Source organism: Cysteiniphilum sp. GTC20157, assembly GCF_055396795.1.
This window is the reverse complement of sequence record NZ_AP044698.1, coordinates 1,329,877-1,350,379: the sequence shown is the minus strand read 5'-3', so window position 1 is coordinate 1,350,379 and position 20,503 is coordinate 1,329,877. Positions and strand designations below refer to the sequence as shown.

17 protein-coding genes are annotated in these 20,503 nt (G+C 37.1%); 2 read left to right on the top strand and 15 right to left on the bottom strand.

Annotation, left to right across the window (positions count from 1 at the left end; genetic code table 11):
- Nucleotides 1-139: 139 nt before the first annotated feature.
- Complete coding sequence (locus ACZ5V8_RS06095; protein WP_464217067.1) at nt 140-2,188, top strand: hypothetical protein; 2,049 nt, start codon at nt 140-142, stop codon at nt 2,186-2,188.
- Here ACZ5V8_RS06095 and ACZ5V8_RS06090 read toward each other — a convergent pair.
- The 11 genes from ACZ5V8_RS06090 to ACZ5V8_RS06040 form a co-directional block, all read right to left on the bottom strand.
- Complete coding sequence (locus ACZ5V8_RS06090) at nt 2,183-2,719, bottom strand: methylated-DNA--[protein]-cysteine S-methyltransferase (RefSeq protein WP_464217066.1); 537 nt, start codon at nt 2,717-2,719, stop codon at nt 2,183-2,185. The genes ACZ5V8_RS06095 and ACZ5V8_RS06090 overlap by 6 nt on opposite strands.
- A gap of 163 nt (nt 2,720-2,882) precedes the next feature.
- Nucleotides 2,883-4,946 carry an ATP-dependent DNA helicase DinG gene (dinG, locus tag ACZ5V8_RS06085; protein ID WP_464217065.1) on the bottom strand — a complete coding sequence of 688 codons (2,064 nt, stop codon included), beginning with the start codon at nt 4,944-4,946 and terminating at the stop codon, nt 2,883-2,885.
- Nucleotides 4,947-4,957: 11 nt separating this feature from the next.
- On the bottom strand, nt 4,958-6,718 hold the full coding sequence (locus tag ACZ5V8_RS06080; protein WP_464218720.1) for a single-stranded-DNA-specific exonuclease RecJ: 1,761 nt from the start codon (nt 6,716-6,718) through the stop codon (nt 4,958-4,960).
- A 41-nt stretch (nt 6,719-6,759) separates the two neighbouring features.
- A complete protein-coding gene (locus tag ACZ5V8_RS06075) occupies nt 6,760-7,851 on the bottom strand; it encodes an AI-2E family transporter (RefSeq protein WP_464217064.1) in 1,092 nt (363 codons plus the stop codon).
- 102 nt (nt 7,852-7,953) lie between these two features.
- A complete protein-coding gene (gene pheA, locus ACZ5V8_RS06070; RefSeq protein WP_464217063.1) occupies nt 7,954-8,811 on the bottom strand; it encodes a prephenate dehydratase in 858 nt (285 codons plus the stop codon).
- A gap of 117 nt (nt 8,812-8,928) precedes the next feature.
- Nucleotides 8,929-9,888 carry an adenosine deaminase gene (locus ACZ5V8_RS06065; protein ID WP_464217062.1) on the bottom strand — a complete coding sequence of 320 codons (960 nt, stop codon included), beginning with the start codon at nt 9,886-9,888 and terminating at the stop codon, nt 8,929-8,931.
- A gap of 45 nt (nt 9,889-9,933) precedes the next feature.
- Nucleotides 9,934-10,641, bottom strand: coding sequence for a glutathione S-transferase family protein (locus ACZ5V8_RS06060; RefSeq protein ID WP_464217061.1), 708 nt, complete (start codon nt 10,639-10,641; stop codon nt 9,934-9,936).
- 7 nt (nt 10,642-10,648) lie between these two features.
- The gene (locus ACZ5V8_RS06055; protein WP_464217060.1) at nt 10,649-11,089 is read right to left on the bottom strand and encodes a DUF3301 domain-containing protein; all 441 of its coding nucleotides are present in this window, start codon (nt 11,087-11,089) and stop codon (nt 10,649-10,651) included.
- A 7-nt stretch (nt 11,090-11,096) separates the two neighbouring features.
- Nucleotides 11,097-11,915, bottom strand: a complete 819-nt coding sequence (locus ACZ5V8_RS06050; RefSeq protein ID WP_464217059.1) for an LptA/OstA family protein — start codon at nt 11,913-11,915, stop codon at nt 11,097-11,099.
- A complete protein-coding gene (gene lptC, locus ACZ5V8_RS06045) occupies nt 11,902-12,483 on the bottom strand; it encodes an LPS export ABC transporter periplasmic protein LptC (RefSeq protein ID WP_464217058.1) in 582 nt (193 codons plus the stop codon). Before lptC ends, ACZ5V8_RS06050 begins: the two co-directional genes overlap by 14 nt.
- Nucleotides 12,483-13,034: a KdsC family phosphatase gene (locus tag ACZ5V8_RS06040; RefSeq protein ID WP_464218719.1), complete on the bottom strand. Its 552-nt coding sequence runs from the start codon at nt 13,032-13,034 to the stop codon at nt 12,483-12,485. Before ACZ5V8_RS06040 ends, lptC begins: the two co-directional genes overlap by 1 nt.
- A gap of 179 nt (nt 13,035-13,213) precedes the next feature.
- Between ACZ5V8_RS06040 and ACZ5V8_RS06035 the strand changes: the two genes are divergently transcribed.
- Entirely contained in the window at nt 13,214-14,695 is a 1,482-nt protein-coding gene (locus ACZ5V8_RS06035; protein ID WP_464217057.1) for a peptide MFS transporter, read from the top strand.
- A 1-nt stretch (nt 14,696) separates the two neighbouring features.
- Here the strand turns inward: ACZ5V8_RS06035 and ACZ5V8_RS06030 are convergent, their stop codons facing one another.
- The 4 genes from ACZ5V8_RS06030 to cydD form a co-directional block, all read right to left on the bottom strand.
- A complete protein-coding gene (locus ACZ5V8_RS06030) occupies nt 14,697-15,761 on the bottom strand; it encodes an HlyD family secretion protein (RefSeq protein WP_464217056.1) in 1,065 nt (354 codons plus the stop codon).
- A gap of 35 nt (nt 15,762-15,796) precedes the next feature.
- The gene (gene era / locus ACZ5V8_RS06025) at nt 15,797-16,690 is read right to left on the bottom strand and encodes a GTPase Era (protein ID WP_440617562.1); all 894 of its coding nucleotides are present in this window, start codon (nt 16,688-16,690) and stop codon (nt 15,797-15,799) included.
- A 109-nt stretch (nt 16,691-16,799) separates the two neighbouring features.
- Nucleotides 16,800-18,470: a thiol reductant ABC exporter subunit CydC gene (gene cydC, locus ACZ5V8_RS06020; RefSeq protein ID WP_464217055.1), complete on the bottom strand. Its 1,671-nt coding sequence runs from the start codon at nt 18,468-18,470 to the stop codon at nt 16,800-16,802.
- A complete protein-coding gene (gene cydD, locus ACZ5V8_RS06015; protein ID WP_464217054.1) occupies nt 18,458-20,317 on the bottom strand; it encodes a thiol reductant ABC exporter subunit CydD in 1,860 nt (619 codons plus the stop codon). Before cydD ends, cydC begins: the two co-directional genes overlap by 13 nt.
- Nucleotides 20,318-20,503: the final 186 nt, after the last annotated feature.

Genomic DNA, 20,503 nt, shown 5'->3' with positions numbered 1-20,503 from the left:
TTTAAATATCGAATGCAGCTTAAGTTTATGCGCATTATCACATGCTAAAGTAATTCCGACAACCTGATCGCTTATAGAAAAGCTACATGCGCCAAAATCTTTACTATAATTTATTAGAAACATCAACAAGGACTGTGATATGAAACCAAAATTCAATTTAGAACAATGTGATTCGTTAAAAGCTTTATGTGAAAAAGAGCTTCGAAGAACACACAAAGCGCCACCACAAAAATTTAGCCTAATGCTGCCATCTATTGAGGCTCTTTTGTATTTAGTTGGTATTATTTTTTCCATTTTTTTATTTTCGATGGCGCTTTTGGCAATACCATTTTTTCAAGAAATTAATGAACATATTCGTCCCACTTTCTCGATTACCCCTACCATATTTATTGGTATTATTGCAGCGATCATTGCAATCTGTACTTTCGTGCTAGAATATACGAACTCAGATAAAAAAAACGGCAGAGCATTAGTTGCTAACAGCTATTTTTATGCTCTTTTTATTACCTATATGACAACCTTATTTTTCATATTGCAGTCTCATCTTTTTAACAATTATTTGTTTCCTATTTTTGGTTTTATAGTAATCTATCTTTGGCTTATATTTGCTTTTCATAAAACTGTAATATTTATTATATTCTCAGCTAAAAGAAATCAATTGATTGACAAATTTTATATTTCACTATTTGATCAAGCTTATGCGGAAGCTTATATCTATGATGAAATAAAAAATTTTGCTGATCAACAACTTATATCACTAGAGTTGCTTGATTATAAATTTTTTGGTCAAAATAACCCAAACTATAAGTACATTCGAGCCAATCAAAATGGCTTTGTGTTAGACATATCTCTAAAAGCACTGATCCAATTTGCCAAACAATTAAACTCTCCCATATATCTATACCCTACCATATCCAGAAAAGTAAAAATGGGTGATGCATTAATTGCCATTCCAAACACTGATAACTTAGATTTAGGTGAATTTAATAGTCTTATCAACATATTTACCATCTCAGATCATTTATTATTTCTAAATGAATTTGATGAACTTGAGGTGAGCACAATTGAATCCATGAAAAATGAAAACAAAACTAATATCCAAAAAAACTTCGATCTATACAAAAAATTGATTCTACATTTTTATAAGCTTGAAAAACCTCTCACTCGAAAACAAGCATACTGTGTGATGCAGAATAATATGCTTGATCCATTTATGTGCCTTGTTCCTTTTAGATCGTTGGAAAGGAGCATCTATCCATGGTGTTTTAAACAAATAGATACCTTAAATTTTCCTTTGCTATGGCAATTCCACAAAGACGTCCTCTTTTTAGCTATCCGCAATCAAGATTATTATTTCTTTAATATGCAAATTCAATATTTTCAAATACCATTTTATAGTGCAGTTAAAGATGTCACAGACCCAACTATAGGTAAATCTGAAGCATGGGATTTTTTGCGGCGTATTTTTATGTATCAGATCAGTGATGTTATTAATAGCAATCCTGAGAGGTATAAAGAGTATGTCATATGTATACTACAAGCTTTTCAACAATTATTTAAACTAGCATTTGATGCTAATAAAGATAATGATTTTCGTGAAATGTTGCAAAGCTATTTAAATTTATTTGTTGATCAAACGTATAGTTCTGAATCCGATCAAAGTACTAAAGCGCTATTTGAATTTCGCCAGCAAGTTAGATCCTGTATATTGTTTGAATTTATGGCGTATTTACTTCATGTGGCAAACAATAATTCAAAATGGGGAGAGCGCTGCAAAAATTTCTTTAGCATTTTTATGGAAAATAAAACTCCCTTAAACTGGAATTCCTTTTCTTCGCTTAGCAATATTTATCTTAATGCTAAGCCTTATGAATATCAAAGCTACTGGGCAAAATGGTGTATGGAATCTTCAAGTGGGGGTGCTTTTGAACTTGAGCAGGTTGAGACATTTCGTAGACTTTATGTAGTATTACTCCTTAAGTTGGATATAAAACCATTAAGACTATCAGGAGTTGGTAGTTTCGAGGATAAAAACAATGCCTTAAAGCAAGAGAAAACCCAATTAATTGAAGACTTGAAATCTATTGAAATGTGGGCAAGTTTTTTGGATATGACCCAAACTCAAGCAGATGAGCTTATTCAAAAGATAGAAAGTAGCCCATTTTTTAATCCACAAACCACATCATAAACTAGCACCACCCTTCTCAATCTCCAACAACTTCGCCTTATTATCCAATCCCCCACCAAAACCGGTTAAATTGCCATTGCTGCCTATGACTCGGTGACATGGCACAATAATTGAAATCGGGTTTAAGCCATTGGCAAGTCCAACGGCGCGTGCTTTGTTTTTATCACCCAAGCGTCTTGCTTGCTCACCATAGCTTATGGTTTCGCCATAGGGTATCTGACGAAGCTCCTGCCAAACACTTAGCTGAAAGTCTGTGCCATGCGGGCATAATGGAATATCAAATACTTGACGTTTGCCTTTGAAATATTCAGTCAATTGAGTTTTTGCTTTAACAATTATCGGATGATCAGCATCTTGCTTAAATGATTGAATACCCACCTGAAAAGCTTCTAACTGTGCTTCGTGTTCCCAAAAGACATGATGAAGTCCTTTATTCGATGCAAAAAAAATAAGCTCGCCAACAGGTGAACTGATCTTATCATAGACCGTTTGATCAGGTAAAATTTTAAAAAATTTTTGAATTCTTTTCATGGTTTTCCCTTTCGTTTTACGATGTAATGAGCCAAGGATAAGTTGAGTTTTAATTTACCCCCTCACCCGTGCAGCTTAAGCTACACGACCTCTCCCACAAGGGGCGAGGTGAATACCCATCACAAAGAAGTTATTTATACCTCATTACTATCTCACAATTTTATCATTTTACAATTTCAAAATCAGGTAAATTCTCCAAAAGTGCTTTGCCATAAAATTTGGTTCTTAAGCGCTTATCTAGAATAATCACCTCGCCAATATCGGATTCTGTACGCACTAGACGCCCTACCATTTGTGTTAACTTTAGTGATGCTTGTGGCAGTGATATATCCATAAAGGGCTTGCGCTTAATCGACTCTAACCACTCCGAGCGTGTTTTGTCAATCGGATTCGTTGGTACAGAAAATGGTAATTTATGAATAATCAGTCGTGTTAAATAAGCGCCTGGTAAATCAACGCCTTCAGAAAAGCTGTCAACACCAAAAATAATCGACGGTTTAAATTGATCAACGCGCTTTTTATGAATGGCAATCATTGCCTGCTTTGAGCGATCACCCTGAATCAACGTGATTTTCTTAAGGACACTGTTTAAGCGCATATAGACCTTTTCCATCGCATGGATACTGGTAAAGAGCATTAAAGCGCCTTCATGCAAATCCTTAAAATAGACTTCATTAAGTAACTTGGCTGTTTCTTCAATATGTTTATCTTGTTGCGCTGGCTCATACTGCATATCAGCAATAACAAGCTTTGATTTGGAGTAATTTAATGGCGATGACAACAGTAAGGTTTTGGCTTCTTTTTTAAGTGCCGTGGCATTTAAAAAACGATCAAACTTACCCAGTGAGCGCACTGTGGCTGAACACATCACCACTCCGTGTTGTACATTTTGCCAAAAGACTTGTTTTAATAATGACGCCGCTTCAATCGGTGAGGCGTGAATATCATAATCTTGAAAATTAGTTGCCAACATATCCGTTTGCACTTCTTCCTGCTTGACTTTCTTTTCATGCGGAATAACCCATTTGGCAATTGGCGGCATCGTTGCTTGGTTGATCATCAATGACCACACGCTATAAAGATTTTTTGACCGCTCTAACAAAAAACCGATTTGCGTGAATTGTTTCTCTAAGCTACTGGCTGAATGAATTTGACTTTTTTCGGCAAAATCATCAAGTTTTGTTTTGAGCTTATCACACTGATTCATATAAAAGGCAGCACCCTCTTTGATGGACGTGGCAAGCGTCAACATCTCTTCATCAATGTGTGTCATACGCCAAACATTTTCTTCTTTTAATGCCTTATTATAGATTGGATCAATCAATTGTTGCATTTGGGTTAGCTGCTGAATGAGATTTTTACGCACCTCTTTCCAGTTCTCACGCATGGTTCGATCAGCCAATTCAGAAGGTAAGGCATTTAACAGTTTATCAACATCATTAATCCATGTTTGTGAGCCTAATAGTGAGGCAAAACCAGAAAGTGACCTTAATGCCCGATCAGGTAAGTGATGACACTCATCGATAATATAAAGACTGTCTTCAAATTTAGGTAAAATCGCGCCATCTCCTAGATCCAAGTGCGACAGTAATAAACTATGGTTGACGACAATAATATCAACCTTACGCAAGCCTTGGCGCGCGTTAAAAAAAGGACATTCACGATAACACTCACAGCGGCTAAATGAACATGAACTGCTGGTGTTATAAATCTCACTCATCAATGCTTTAGAAACAGGCTTCTCCAATAGATCAAAATCACCATCCCAATCTTTGCTCAAACGCTGATCTAGCATTTCAGCTTCTTTTTGCAAGTCACTGTCAGCACTGTCAAAGTGATGCAATTTACGTGGGCATAAATAGCGTGAACGCCCTTTTGCCAATTGATAACTAAACTCAATTTTATGGTGTTGCATAAGCTTATGAATAAACGGCAAATCTTTATCAATCAGCTGTTCTTGCAACGCCACCGTTGCTGTTGATACGATAATCGATAGCTTTTCTTCGCCCTTCGCTGCTCGCGCCTCATTGGCTAAAAGAGCACCCAAAAGATAGGCAAAGCTTTTACCGGTTGCCGTTGGTGCTTCAATAACAATTTTTTGATTATTGATTAGTGTCTCTTTAACCGCTTCAATCATTTGTAATTGCGCATCACGCACATATAAACCGGCTTCTTCAAACAATTTTTTGATATTGAATTCTGTATGATTGATGCTTTGTTTAGCCATAATACTTACCTTTAACATATTAATGGCGTCAAGTGCGCAATCTTAAGGCTAACATAAGTACTGCCATTAAAATGCTCTTTAGATAAACGGTACGCTACTTGAACTTCATCACCGACTTTAAGGTCTGTGTGATTTAAATATTCATCGGCAAAAAACCAGATACTTTTAAGTGTTTTACCATAAATGGTGAGCATTAATTGTAAATGTTGGCTTTCTTTACCCACCCATTTGAAGCTATGAACACTTGCCTTATTACAAAATATAGGTGCTTCAAACTCGCGACCATAAGGCTCAAGCAAAGCGAATTTTTCAACATGTTTAAGCGTGAACTCCTCAGCAGTTAACTCACCATCACAATAAATAATTGGCGTGGCAGCAATATTTTTTTTAAGAATCGCTTTTTGACAATAATCATTAAATACTCGAGAAAATTCTACAAACTTTTCTTTATAAATAGTTAATCCAGCAGCTCCTGTATGTCCACCGTATTTGATCAGAATATCTGTTGTATTGTGATGAATAAGGTCTAAAACCGCTTTAATATTTAAGCCATCGATGCTGCGCGCCGATCCTGTGATAATATCATTCTCACCTTGCTTGGGCGAAAATAAAATCGTCGGCAAGCCAAAACTATCTTTAATGCGACTAGCAGAAATCCCATGCACCCCAGCATGCCCATCGTCAAGATAGACACAAATACTTGATGTGCCTTTTGCATATTGTTTTGAGGCTTCCATCATCGCTTTGGCAGTCATTTCTTTTTGAATTGCTTTGCGATGATTATTTTGTTGTTGTAAGAACTCAACCCATCGTTTGGTTTTTTGATGATCATCATTTAATAAGAAACTTACCGAGCTTAATGCATCGGACATTCGTCCATCGCTATTTAATAATGGTGCAATTACAAATCCCAAAAATTCACTATCGACCTTATGGTGAAAATAATCACTAAAGCTACTCCAACAGCTACGTGTTAACTGTGAAATCTTGCGCATCCCATAAAAAGCCACAACGCGATTATTAATACTCTTTGCCATAGACACACAGTCAGCGACGGTGCCAACAGCAACGAAGTCTAATAAATCCGTTAACTGATAGTCATTATTGATCGGTTTTCCTTCAAGCAATAGTAGCCTTCTGACTTCAGCCACCAATAACCAAGCAACCATACATCCGGCAATAAAGGGATCATTATACTCACAGCCCTTTTGTGTGGGGTTCAACACCGCATAAGCGCTTTGCGGCACACCTTCTTCAGGAATCGCGTGATGATCAGTAACAATCACATCAATGTCTTGTGATTTTAATAACGCAATACGCGCTTCATCAGTAGAGCCATTATCGGCAGTGATTACAAGATTAGGGCGTATGTCATCATCTAAAATACGTTGCGCAAGTTTATCAGATAAACCATAACCTTCCTCCATTCTATGCCCGATATAAGATCGGACTTTATCTAGTGGATGGTTAAAAATCTTGGTTAATGCAACATGTAAAATCGCATGTGATGTTTGCCCATCACAATCATGATCGGTTTCAAGCCCAATAATTTCGCCGGCTTCTAGTGTTTGAATAATACGTTTTGCAGCTTTGGTCGCATCTTTTAATAAATGTGGAGAAGTTAAAAATTTAAGCTTTAAGTTGACAAACTTTAAGGCGTGCTCTGGATCATCAATGCGTCGCGCGATAATGCTTGCGATAAAACTATCGACCTTATTTTCAAGCAACACTTGGTGTACTTTACGATGAAATGGACGCAGTTTAATGATGATCTCTGGACGTTTTAATTTTGGTGCAGCAATTGTTTCAGCCATTAGGCTTCCTTTGGTTTTTTGTTATTAATATTGCGTCGTGTCCACATTTTCACACCTGAGTTTATGAGTGCTGCCAATGGAATCGCAAAGAACAAACCCCAAAAGCCCCATATACCACCAAAGATAAGCACTGCGGCAATGACTGCTACCGGATGAAGGCTCAGTGCCTCAGAGTATAATAGTGGCACCAATAGATTGCCATCCAAACCTTGAATGATCAAATAAACCAAAAGCATATAGAAAAGCTCGGAGCTAAAGCCAAACTGACTAATGCCAATAAGCACAACGGGGATCGTAACAATCACCATCCCAATATAAGGGATAAATACTGAAAGCCCGACACAAATGGCTAATAGTAACGAGTAATTTAAGCCAAAAACAATAAAGCCAATATAAGTAACGACGGTAACAATTAAACATTCAATGGTTTTACCTTTGACATAGTTACCCAACTGTGGGCGCACATCTGCCCATACTTCCTCTAATGCACCACGCTCTTTAGGCAACATATTAACAAACCACTTACCAATACGTTCTTTGTCTTTTAAAAAGAAAAATGCTAATAATGGCACAATAAATAAATAGACCAACCAAGTAAATAGACTTGATAACGAGGCAAGCGAAAACTTCAATAAATACTGACCAATACCTGCAATTTTATCCATTTTAATATTTGAGATGGTGCTAATCGCGTCCTTAATCTGCTCAGGTGTGATAACTGTTGGGTATTTCTTCGACAACTCCAATAAACTTGCATGGAGATTATTCATTTGCTGAGGAATACTTTGCACAAACTGCCCTGCTTGGTGCATCAGTGCAGGTAGCACAAATAGCAATAACATAATCACTAACGCAATAAAAATTAAAAACACAATGTAAACCGCTATGTTACGATTAAGCTTTAATACTTTAGATAGAAAAGAAACAACTGCTTCCAATAAATAAGCAATGATCACACCCGCTAAAATCGGTGCTAAAAGGTCACCAAAAAAGTTAATAATCAGTACCGCAACAACCGTTACGACTATAAAAACGGCAGGCTCATTGCTATCAAATTTTTTCTGATACCACTGCCTTAAATACTTAATCAAAGGAATTACCTATTTGTAAGATTCAATGACAAATGATTGTATACAAATTATTATGTTTTTTATAGTGTTTCATGATCGCAAATTGCGCGGAATTTTTGAGTGTTAGAGTGTAATTGACTGGTAACAACCTAAGTTCTTCAAAAACGACGTTTTCTTTAAAATCGCTAATAAAGCAGCTTGCACATTATGCTCTTCTTCATGCCCTTCAAAATCCACAAAAAAGCTATAATCCCAAGCACGCGAGCGTGATGGTCTAGATTCAATCTTACACATATTGATATTGTGCTCTGATAAACAAGCAAGTACTTGTACTAATGCATTAGGTTTATGCAATGTTGTAAAGATAATTGATGATTTATACAATTGATCTTTTTCATAGGGTATATTTAGCTCATCACGTCCCAATAAGAAAAATCGTGTGAAGTTAAACGGCTCATCTTCAAAGTGCTCTTTGATGACCTTTAACGAATAGGTTTGCGCGGCTAACTTACTAGCAATCGCCGCCTGCGTTAAAATCTCTTTTTCGGCAATGTATTTGGCAGCACCCGCGGTATCAACAAAACTCTTAGGTGATAAACCCATGCGCTCAATATTGTTCTGGCACTGTGCCAAAGCTTGTGGATGTGAACGCACTAGCTCAATGTTATCGATATCTGCATCAGGGTGAATCATCAAACAATGCTCAACCTTTAAAATAACCTCATGCTGAATACGCAGATTGTATTTAATCAACTCATCATAGGCAGGAATGACACTACCAGCAATCGAGTTTTCCACTGGAATCATCGCAAAATCGGCCTTTTTTTCAGCAACCATCTCAAGCGCTTCGGCAAATGATGCACATGCTAAGGTTTCAATTTGATCTTGCCTATTTTGCTTATTTTGCGCTTGATAAAACTTATGAATCGCCTGTTCTGAATAAGCACCTTTTTCCCCTTGAAACGATATGACTAAAAGCAAATTAACCCCCTTTTTTACTATCTTTTACTATATAGAAACAGCTTCAATGATTAACAACAATAACGACTTGAGGTTTCAAATCGAAAATTCTTGGCAACATAATCTGACACTCATGTGTTATTTAATAAATCTAGCGGATAAACTATTATCAATTAACTGTTGGATTTCTGCAGTACCTAACTGTAAACCTTCAATCAGTTCAATATAGTTTTGATTAACATAACCACCAAAATACGCCGGATCATCGGAGTTAATCGTCACTTTGATGCCTTTATCTAACAAAATTTGCGCCGGATGATCGATCAAGTTTGGGACTACTTTTAAAGCTTTATTTGATAATGGGCACATCGTGAGCGCGATATTATCTTTGGCAATACGTTTCATCAATACATCATCAGTTAAGATTGCATTACCATGATCAATACGTTCAACCCCTAGAATATCCAACGCCTGCCAAACATAATCGTCAGGTCCCTCTTCACCAGCATGCGCAACGAGATGTAACTTTTCTTTACGCGCTAATTCAAAGAGGTTTTTAAATTTCTCGGGTGGATTGCCAAGCTCAGAGCTATCCAAACCAATGCCAATAAAGTTATCGCGATAATCCATTAATTGATCAAAGGTGTTTAAAGCATCTTTTTCCGATAAATGACGTAAGAAACACATAATTAATTGTGTATCTATGTTTAGTTCAGCTTGCGCTTGTTTAACCGCACGATTGACACCATCAAAAAGTATATAAAGTGAAATGCCACGTGATAAATGCGCTTGTGGATCGATAAAAATCTCAGTATGTGTTACATGATCTTGTTGTGATTTGAGTAGATAAGCATAAGTTAAATCATAAAAATCATCCGCAGTTTGAAGCACTGACATGCCTTGATAATATAAATCTAAAAACTCTTGCAGATTGTTAAAGTTATAGGCTTTTTTAACCTCTGCTAAATTTTTGTACTTTAGTTTGACGCCATTTTTTTGCGCCAAGTTCAGCATCATCTCAGGCTCAAGACTGCCTTCAAGATGCATATGTAATTCAGCTTTAGGTTGTTGCAATAAGGTTTTGATATTGTATGACATGGTTTTGTTTTCACCTATTTTTTGTGTTTTTTCTTTGACTTATTTTTATTTACCAAAAATCTGCTTAAGCATACGCGCACTATGCGCTTGTAGGTTAGGATACTTTACCAGTTGTTCTTTTAACTGGTTTTGCCAAGGGGTGTGCGCAATATTGGCAACGACAGAATATACAATATGATCCAACAAACTGGGAGAATCATCAAAGAAATAGTTGTTGTGACCTAAAAAATTAGATAATGCCCACAAGTCTTCATCTGCTTTTTGATAAATTTGCGCTTTGGTCAAGCGCCCTAATCCTTGTTCATATGTTTGCTTTGTCGCATTTTTTGTCATGACTTTAAAGATCATACCAAACAATAACTTAGGCAACTTAGTGCCCTCTTGAACTACCTTGCGCCAGTTATTATCAGCGGAAACATCAACCCAACGACTATAGACCAACGCCCAATACAAATGCTCCTCACATAATCTCTGATAAGCCAAGGTTTGTGATTTTTCTAAATCAGTTAAGTTTTGCTGCATTGGTTCAACACATTCTTTCTCAAGCAAATCAATAATTAAACTACTGTCGCTATAAAACTTATCTTGTTTCCTAATATATGGCATTTTCCCCGTTGGGGAGCGACGCAAATCCGCACTATAAAAGTTTTGATACGGCACTTTTTGTGCAATCAAATAGCTTTCTAATTTCATGCAAAAAGGACTGGAATTTGGCACATTACCTAATTTAGGAAATTGATGTAATTCAATCATCAGCTCACTACTCCTTGTCATTATCTTTATTGGGCGGTTTTTTATCTTCTGTGCGATAAGCACTTAAGTCGATAATATTATTTGTGTATGTCTGTTTATTATAAGTTGTGTTTTCGCCTTGTATCTCTTTGAAGTCTATCTTTTGATCATTCGATATAACCTGCAAAAATTGATTACCATTAAACTGCAACAAAGCCTTATAACGATCAATACCATCATAGCTATACTCAAATGCATATTCGCGAAATAAGCACATGCTACCGATATTGCTTTGGCGCGATAAGCGCATTTTGGTCAAACACACCGTATCATCTAATAGCTGAACATCCCATTGCTTTGCTATTTTAACTGCCATATAAACCGCATGCTCTCTTGCTTTCATTGAGCTGCGCCAGATCAAGATCGCGATAACGATAATAATGATGGCACTTACTACGCCAATACTCATGCTAAACCTACTTATTGTTTAAGTTATTTAAAATGACCGTTGCTCTTTGTCCGGTATTTGGCACAGTCACCAAACCATTTTTGGTATCATAAAGCACTTTATCTCCGGAGAAGCGATTACCTGCGCGGTCAACATAAGCTTTATCTTGTATGGTCAACGTGCTATTGAGCAAATTAAAGTTCATCTGTCTGCCTTCAGCATACATAGTTTGTTGATCTGAGTCAGGCTCTTTCTGTTTAGATTGTTTTGGAAACGGCAAAGAATAAAATTTAGCAATATATGGTGCTGTAGAAGTCAAAACCACATCTTTGACTTGCTTATTTTGATCATCAAATAAAACCGTTAGCATTTGCCCCGTTAAAAAACGGCAGCCATTTTGCTTTTTACAAATGTTCTTGGCATAGTCTAATGCCGCTTGTTGCACTTTGGTATAGTCCACTTTGCCATCGGCTTCTTTTGGGTCAGGGAATTGATATACCGGCCACTTACTATTTTCATTAGGCACACTATAACCGCCACATTGAATATTGGCATCTTTGGTTTGCATCACAAGCACATTGCCCTGATAAATCATCTTATGCGCATCCTGACTATAAGATAAACTGTCACTACAAATGGTAATTTGTCCATCACTGCTGGCGTTTTTACCAAACATGCCAGCAGCATCCATTGAACCACCTTGTTCAGCGGCAAAAGCATGCTGTAACATAAATAAAGAAGCCGCGCCAAATAATGCATACTTTAGCAATCTATGTTTTATTTCATGTTCATTTTTTTTACTTTTTTTACTTTGTTTGCTTCTTTTGTCTCTTTTACTGTCCTGCATAATAACTTCTTACATCCTTCAATAACTTAAAATCACCTTTTTTAGGTGATCCATTCATGCCTGTACCAATCGTATTATTTAGTGTACCTGGTTGACTTATCGTAACTTTTTTATCTGTATCCATATAGTCTTTGTCATCATCGTAATTGACCGAATCAGTCGTAATTTTAATCGCAGGTGAGTTTTTGCCATTGGCATGACGCAACATCACCACATTGCCATATAAATGCATATTATTGTTGTTATTGGTAATATCGGCATAATGTGCACTGATATTCCAAGGTTTATCTTTTTTGTCTTTTGAATATAGCGTAGCGTTAACCGTTGTAAGCTTTGAATCTTGATTATAAAAACGTGTTGCATCAACTGCGGTTGCTGTATATTCTAGCCAACCTTTTGTGTTATATTTTTCATAGGTGATAGCCTTTGCGGTGTTCTCAACAAAATGCGCTGGCAGGTCCCCATGGCTAATTTGCTCTTGCGCTGATTTAACCACCAACCAACCGCTAGTACCAATCACAACGACAAGTCCAACGGTTGTGAAGAAAACGCGCTTACTAAAAAACATTAAACTTTAACCTCACCAACAGTGATATAATCATCAATGATTTTATCTAATAACCCTTTACTTTCTAATATCAGATCACAGACTTCGCGCACTGCACCGCAGCCGCCTTGTTGTGATGTTACGTAATCAACACGCATTTTAACAGCACTTAACGCGTCAGCTGGTGCAAAGGATACTGCTGATTTCAGCATCAAAGTCAAATCAGGTAAATCATCTCCCATATAGGCGACATTTCTCTCGATTATTTGATGTTTTGTTAATAAATCTTCGTAAGCTTGAATTTTATTTTTTTGTCCTTGGTAGATGTCATTAACACCCAAAGCAGTTAATCGATCATGAACAATTTGTGAACTTTTTCCTGTAATAACAGCCAGTTTAATGCCAAATTTTTGCAGTAAAAGGATCCCTAAACCATCTTTTACATCAAAGTGTTTAGTTTCATTACCATCATTGCTTAAAATAATTTTACCATCACTTAAAACCCCGTCTACATCCAGTATCAATAACTGAATATTTGCCATTTTCTCTTTTAAACTTTTGTTAATCATTATGTGATATAAACTCTATTTAGAAACTTGGCTTAGTATATACCGCTCGCAAATCATTTTACAGTGTTTCTCTAGCTATAATCAACGCGATTTAAAAACTTCAACTCTCTGCATGACATTTAAATTATGGCGTATTAGTATGCTTAAGCTTATTAATAAATAGTAATAAAAAAGGAAACTAAATGTTAAGTTATAAGGACATGCCCAAAGGTGTCTTAAATATTAATTTAATTCAAATCTTTTCAACCGTTGGCTATGCGGTACTCATGGGACTCTTAAATTTCTATCTTAGTCGTCAAGCAGGCATGAGCAAGATCGAAGCAAATACGCTAACTGCTAGCTTTTTTGCACTAAACTTTTTGTTTCACTTTCTAGGAGGGGCTGTCGGTGGACGGTATGTAAGCTTTAGAGGTCTATTCTGTGCAAGTTTAGTGTTACAGTTTATGGGATTATTTCTTATTGCCGTACATGTACATATGATTATTTTAATCGGCATGGCAGTTTTTATCACGGGTTCTGGCCTTAATGTTAGTTGCATTAATATGATGCTCACGCAATTATTTAATCAAGATGACAAACGCCGCCGCATCGCATTTTCAATTAACTATAGCTGCATGAACATAGGCTTTGTTTTAAGCTTCTTTGTGGCTGGAATTTTGCAAGGAAATAACCTTTACAGTGCTGCTTTTATCTTTGCCGCAGTGTGTTTATTTATCGCATTTGTACTTCATCTTGTGAATTGGAAAAATGTTAATGACAAAGATACGTATTACGTTACTTCATTTGCCTTCAATACAAAGCGTTTTTATATTGCGCCTTTAATTGTCATTGCCTGTTTACTGTTTGCTTATTACTTGATGCATCACCCTGATGTTGGTTCAATACTTATTTATATTGCCTTTATTGCAGCATTGATTTACATGATCTATTTTGCACTAAAACAGCAAAGCAATTATCGCACAAGAATTTATGCCTATCTTATTTTAAGCTCGGCGAGTATGGCGTTTGCGTTTGTTCAAGGCTTACAATCAACAGCTTTAGAAAACTTTGTTGAATTCAATACCTCAAAATCTCTTTTTGGTATTCCGATGCAACCTGCTACTGTCAATCTTTTTGAAAGCCTTGGGGTTATTATCTTTGGCTTTATCTTAGCAGGCATGATGAAAAAACGTCAGCAAGCAAATAATCCTTATCAACCCGGCTCATTAGTAGCGCGCGGCTTAAGCATGTATGTTATCGCTTTTTTAATGATCCCTTTAGGCATATTTCTTGCAGATAAAGCGCATTTAGTTAATGTCTTATTCCCTATCCTGCTGCTTTTAATCGTTTCAGCGGGTGAAATTCATGTTAATGCTGTGAATTATGCTATGGCAGGAGAGATGATTGAGCCCAAGCATCAAGGTTTATTCACGGGTTATTTATTTATCAATATCGCCTTTGGGATTAACTTAGCAGGTCCTGTGTCAAACTTTGCGTTAAGTGGTACTGAGCACGCGCAAAACATTACTGCTGCTGCAACCAACCCAATGTACGCCAAGATATTCTTAGTCATGACAGCAGTTGCTTTTATTGTTGCGATCATTTTCTCACTGATGATGAAAAAACTAAACAGTATGCTTAACGCCAATAGAATACAACCCGTTTTACAAAGCGAGTTAGAATAATCTAAGAATTAGTATCAACCTCAACGGTTGCTGATGCGCCAACGCGCAGACTCGGCACTTTGTTAACTTCACTCTGATTAAGGACAACTTTTACAGGAAAGCGCTGTATTACTTTGACCCAGTTACCTGATGCATTCTCAGGAGGCAATAAAGAAAATACACTGCCACTTCCTTCACTAATACTTTGAATCGTGCCATGTAATGTCACATTCGGATACATATCAAGGATGACGGATGCTTTTTGTCCGACTTTCATCCGTGACATTTGCGTTTCTTTGAAGTTAGCATCCAACCAATAGGATTCATTACTCACTAGCACAAATAGATTTTGATTTTGTGTGATCAGTGAGCCTGGACGCAACGTAAAGTTCGTCACAAATCCTGATGCTGGCGCATAAACCTTAGTATAACTTAAGTTTAATGACGCCGTTGATACATCTGCTTTAGCTGCAGCAATTTTTGATTTTTGCAATGTTAATTGTTTTTGCTCTTGGGCAATGCTAGCTAATGCGGCATTAACATTGGCATTGGCCACTTCAAGATCACCTTTAGCCTCATCGGCATCTTCTTTTGAAACCATTGCTTGAACAGCAAGCTTGGCAATGCGTGCTTCTTTTTGTTCTGCGACAAATTTTTGTGCTTGTGCCTGTTTTAGCTTGGCTTCTTGTAGGTTAATCGAGTCTTTAATCGCAGCAACTTCCACTTCTGCCAATGTCAAATCTGCTTTGGCTTTAGCAAGCTCATACTCAAAGCTTTGCGGCTCAATTGTAAATAACAGCTCACCCTTTTTCACCGCTTGGTTATTACTGATATATAACTTATCAAGCTTACCTGTGACTTGCGCTGACATATGAATAACATCGGCATTGACATAAGCATCATCGGTTGATGGATAAATTTCGGTATATTTTACATAAGCATAAAATCCGATCACACAAAGCAAAATAACAACACCTAAAATAACATACTTCTTCCATGCTTTTGCCCCTGCATTTTTTGATGTTGGTATTTTATTTTGACTATCTGTTTCGGTTTTATTTGAAATTTCTGTTGTTTGTTCAATCATTGACAATAGCTCCAGTCGTAAAAAACCTAAAAAACCTAAAAATCATAACCCAATGATTTAAGCGCGCGATCATCATCTGACCAACCTTCTTTAACTTTAACCCATAGTTGTAAAAACACTTTTTTTCCAAGCATAAACTCCATATCTTGACGAGCTTCACTACCGATCTTTTTGAGTTTCTGCCCTTTAGCACCAATGACCATTGCTTTTTGACCAGAGCGCTCAACAAAGATTGTTGCGTAAACGTCCATAATTTGCCGTGCTTCATCAAATTTGCTTTTGTTAATCTCAACGGTTAATTGATATGGTACCTCTTGACCCAGTGTACGCATTAATTTCTCACGAATAATTTCCGCCATCATAAATCGCTCAGTGCGATCAGTAACCTGATCTTCAGCATAAAAAAAGTGCTCACTTTCCGGCAAGTAACTTTCAATTTTAGCTTCTAGTTCATTGATTAAATGCCCCTGTTTGGCAGAAATAAGAAAACTTGCGGCAAAGGGATATTTCTGCTTGATTTCATCAGTAAACTCGACTGCTTCTTGACGGTTATTTAATTGATCAACCTTGTTAATCACTAAGATTACGGGTACTTTGACCGACTCAATTTTTTGTAATATCCACTCTTCAGCCGTTGTCCATTTACCAACCTCAACGACAAATAAAATGACATCAACATCATTAATTACACTACTTGCTTGTTTATTCATCATACGATTAATCGCACGTGGCTCATCTTGATGAAGTCCAGGTGTATCGACATAGATAAATTGTGTGTTTTCAATGGTTTTAATGCCGGTAATTTGATGGCGTGTTGTTTGTGGTTTACGACTTGTGATACTGATTTTATATTTTAGGATATGATTTAAAAGCGTTGATTTTCCAACATTCGGTCGCCCAATAATGGCGACAAATCCACATTTTTTCATCTTATGATCGTCTTACTGTTTCCTTATGAAATTGTAGATATTGTAGTGAGCACCACGCTTATTGTCGAATGAAATCATGACTTTATATTGCAATGCAATACTTCATTTTTTATTGTGTTATGCGTAGCACCCTGTCAACACTACTAAGCAACGTGTCGTTATGCGTAATGATGATCACCGTTTTATCTTTAAACACTGCTTGTAAGTTATCAATCACCTTTCTTTCAATGACCTTATCTAAACCTTCTGTCGGTTCATCCAAAATCAAAATAGGTGTTTGAGATAATACCGCACGCGCTAATGATAAACGCTTTTGCTGACCCTTTGAAAGATGCTTGCCATACTCCCCGGTCCAGCTGTCTAACTGACATGGCAACGCCAAGGCAAAGTTTTTTAAATCAACAACATGTAAGGCATGCCACAACATCTCATCAGTTGCCTGAGGATTTGCGATTAACAGATTATCACGGATACTACCATTAAAAATATGTGCATGCTGACCGATAATCGTTATTTGCTCACGCAGTTGTGACTCGGTAAATTGTGCAATATTAACACCACCTATTAATATGTTGCCTGCTGATGGCGCATAAAACCTTGCCAACAAGGAAACAATCGTTGACTTACCACAACCTGTAGCGCCTACAATAGCAAGCTTTTCATTGGCTGCAATCTCAAGATTAAAATGCTCATAGACAAGCTTATTGCGTCCTGGATAACTAAATGAAATATCTTCAAAAGAAATGTTATTCAGTTTTGGACTATTTAGTTGCTCACTGTTGTCAGCATTAACAAATAATTTTGCCGGTTTTTGCTCAATAATATTTAATAGTCTCTTAGCTGAAGACAGCGTACGCCCCAAATACTGATAAGCCACAGGTAAAGGCATAATCGCCTCAAATAAGCCCATAATACCTAAAGCAACTAGGGCAATAAAAGCACCACTTATAACACCTTGATGAACAAGTCCGACCATTAGCCACACACCACACCACAGTGTCGCACCCAAGAACAAGGTCATAAGGGCAGCATTAAGCCCCGTATAGTGACTCATTTTTTGTTGCGTTGTAATAAGCGCTTTATTTTGCATATTAATTATCTCTGCATGTTTATCTTCTGCGGCAAAGACTTTAAGCTCTGCTAAATATTGCACATGCTCAGTTATTGATGTTTTTAAATCTGCAGACTCTTGTGCTAGCGTTTTTGCGGTATGAGCAGATAATTTGCCACCCACGACAGGGATACAAAACCCTGCAACAAAAGCAAAGCCCATGGTCATTAATGCTAAAGGAATACTTAAAAAGCTAAAAAATACACCAATCAGTAATATCGATAAAAACAGCACACAACTTGGCGAGATAATCCGAATATATAGGTTATCCAGACTATTGACATCATTCACTAAGCGATTTAGTAAGTCACCACTTTTATATTGTGCTAAATGTGTTGGCGCCAAGGGCACAAGCCTGTTATAAACCCATACCCTAATATCGGTTAGTAGCTTAAACGTTGCCTCATGTGTGACAACACGCTCACCATAGCGCGTTAAAATACGCATCAATGAAAAGGCACGCACGCCAGCGGAAGGATAAAAATAATTAAATTGACTGGCAATTGCGTAACTTGAAATAGCCACAAATCCTGTTGATGAAATAAACCAACCAGATAAAGACAATAAACCGATACTGGCTAAAATCGCTAAAAATGCAAGAAATGTACCAATAAACATCCATTTTGCTTGATGCTTAAAAATACTTAAAAAAGGAATTAATGCGCGCATGCAACTTCTCCTTCTAAGATTTGGTGACGATATAACGCATAAAAGTAACTTGACTGATCTTGCAACAATTTCTCCAAGCACCCTTGTTGTACGATGTGTCCTTCATCCATGACGATAATATGATCCATTTCACTCAAGAACTGTAAGCGATGCGTCAACATGATCACCGTTTTATTTTGCCAATTATTTAATAAGCTGTGCATGATAAGACGCTCATTTTCTTTATCTAAACTTGCTGTAGGCTCATCTAACAAGAGTAACTCACAAGGCTTAAGATAGGCGCGCGCTAATGCCAAACGCTGTGCCTGCCCTCCGGATAAGCCTATGCTTTGCTCACCGATTTCAGTTGCTAATTTATCGGGGAATGCATTCACTTCTTGATCTAATTGTGCCAATTTTAACGCATGCCATAATGACTCATCTTGAGCATTAGCATCTGCAAGTTGTAAATTATAGCGAATGCTGCCTTTAAAGAGACCTGCATTTTGTCCAAGCCAACTAATTCTACTAAGCCAAAGCTTTTCATCAATGCGATTAAGTGGTAAATCATGATTGATCATAATGCCTTCATCTTTTGCATGCATAAATTGCATAAGCAAATTTAAAATAGTCGTTTTACCGGCACCACTGGCGCCTACAATTGCAACTTTTTGCTTATGCTTAATTTCAAAGCATATATTTGTCAGTGCATTTTTATGTTTATTGGCATAACAAAAACTTAAATTATTAAATTGAATTGAATCAATCATTGGTAAGTCTTGTATCAAGCTGACTTGATTAATCTTTCCATCTTCTTTAGCTTGCTCACCATTCTCGCCTTGTACATCTTCATGTTTTGATAAAGCAAATATTTTTTGCAATTCAAGAGCGGCCCCCATCGCTTCGGTTTTTGCATGATAATGCGTGCTTAACTCACGAAGAGGCAAGAAAAATTCAGGTGCCAATAGCAAAATAAACAAACCACCTTGCAAGGTCATATTTTCAAAAGACCACCACACTGTATGTACATTGGCACTGTTGATAAAACCCATACCCAGATAAATAGCTACTAGTGCAATTGATGCGGCGGAAAACACCTCAAGGACTGCCGATGACAAAAAGGCAATACGCAATACTTTCATCGTTTTGATGCGATAATCATCAGAGTATTCAAAGATTTTTTGCGCGTGACTCGACGCTCGATTAAATAAACGTAAAGTCGTTAAACCATGCAGTGTGTCTAAAAAGGCACTACTCATTCGCGCTAAGGTTTGAAAATGTTTTTGGTTTTCACTTTCAGCGCCCCAACCAACCAGCATCATAAAAAGTGGGATTAACGGTGCGCACACCAATAAAATAATGCCACAAACAATACTTTGTGGAAAAATAAAGATTAAAATCGCCAGTGGCATAAGTCCTGCTAAGGTCATTTGTGGCAAAAAATACATTAAGAAATTATTTAAGCCTTCCACTTGCTCCATTGCTGCACTGATTAAATCACCACTACTTAGCTCACCTGATTTCACAGGACCTAATTGATTAATATGTGCAATAATATCGTCTCTTAATTGCTCTTTTACTTTAGCCGTAGCCTTAAAGCTCACGATCTCCTTAAGCCACGACAAACCTGCCCGCATAAACACAATAGCAATAATAGCAACAAAGTAGCTAATCAATTCAATGTTTGAGAGTTTCTCAATATAGGCGGCATAACAAATATGCGCCAACAGATAAAGTTGTCCAATAAGTAACAAGCCACTTAAGAAACTCACTAGAATGGTGAGTTGTACCCATTTTTTAGCAGGATGAGCACGAGATTTTAACCAAGCACGCGCTGACTTGCGTTCTGAAGCTGTATTTGCTTGCATAAAGGTGAAATAAATCGATCTAAAACAGTGGTGGCATTATAACAGCACCACGCTGACATGTAAGTGAATATAGACAGTTTGCGAGTTTATTGTAGGATAAATTGGCTATAACCATATTCCTGCCCACTTTGATTGTGTAAGCGTTGGCTGAGCGTAAGTCGAAGCCTCTATGAAGTGTGACTTTTC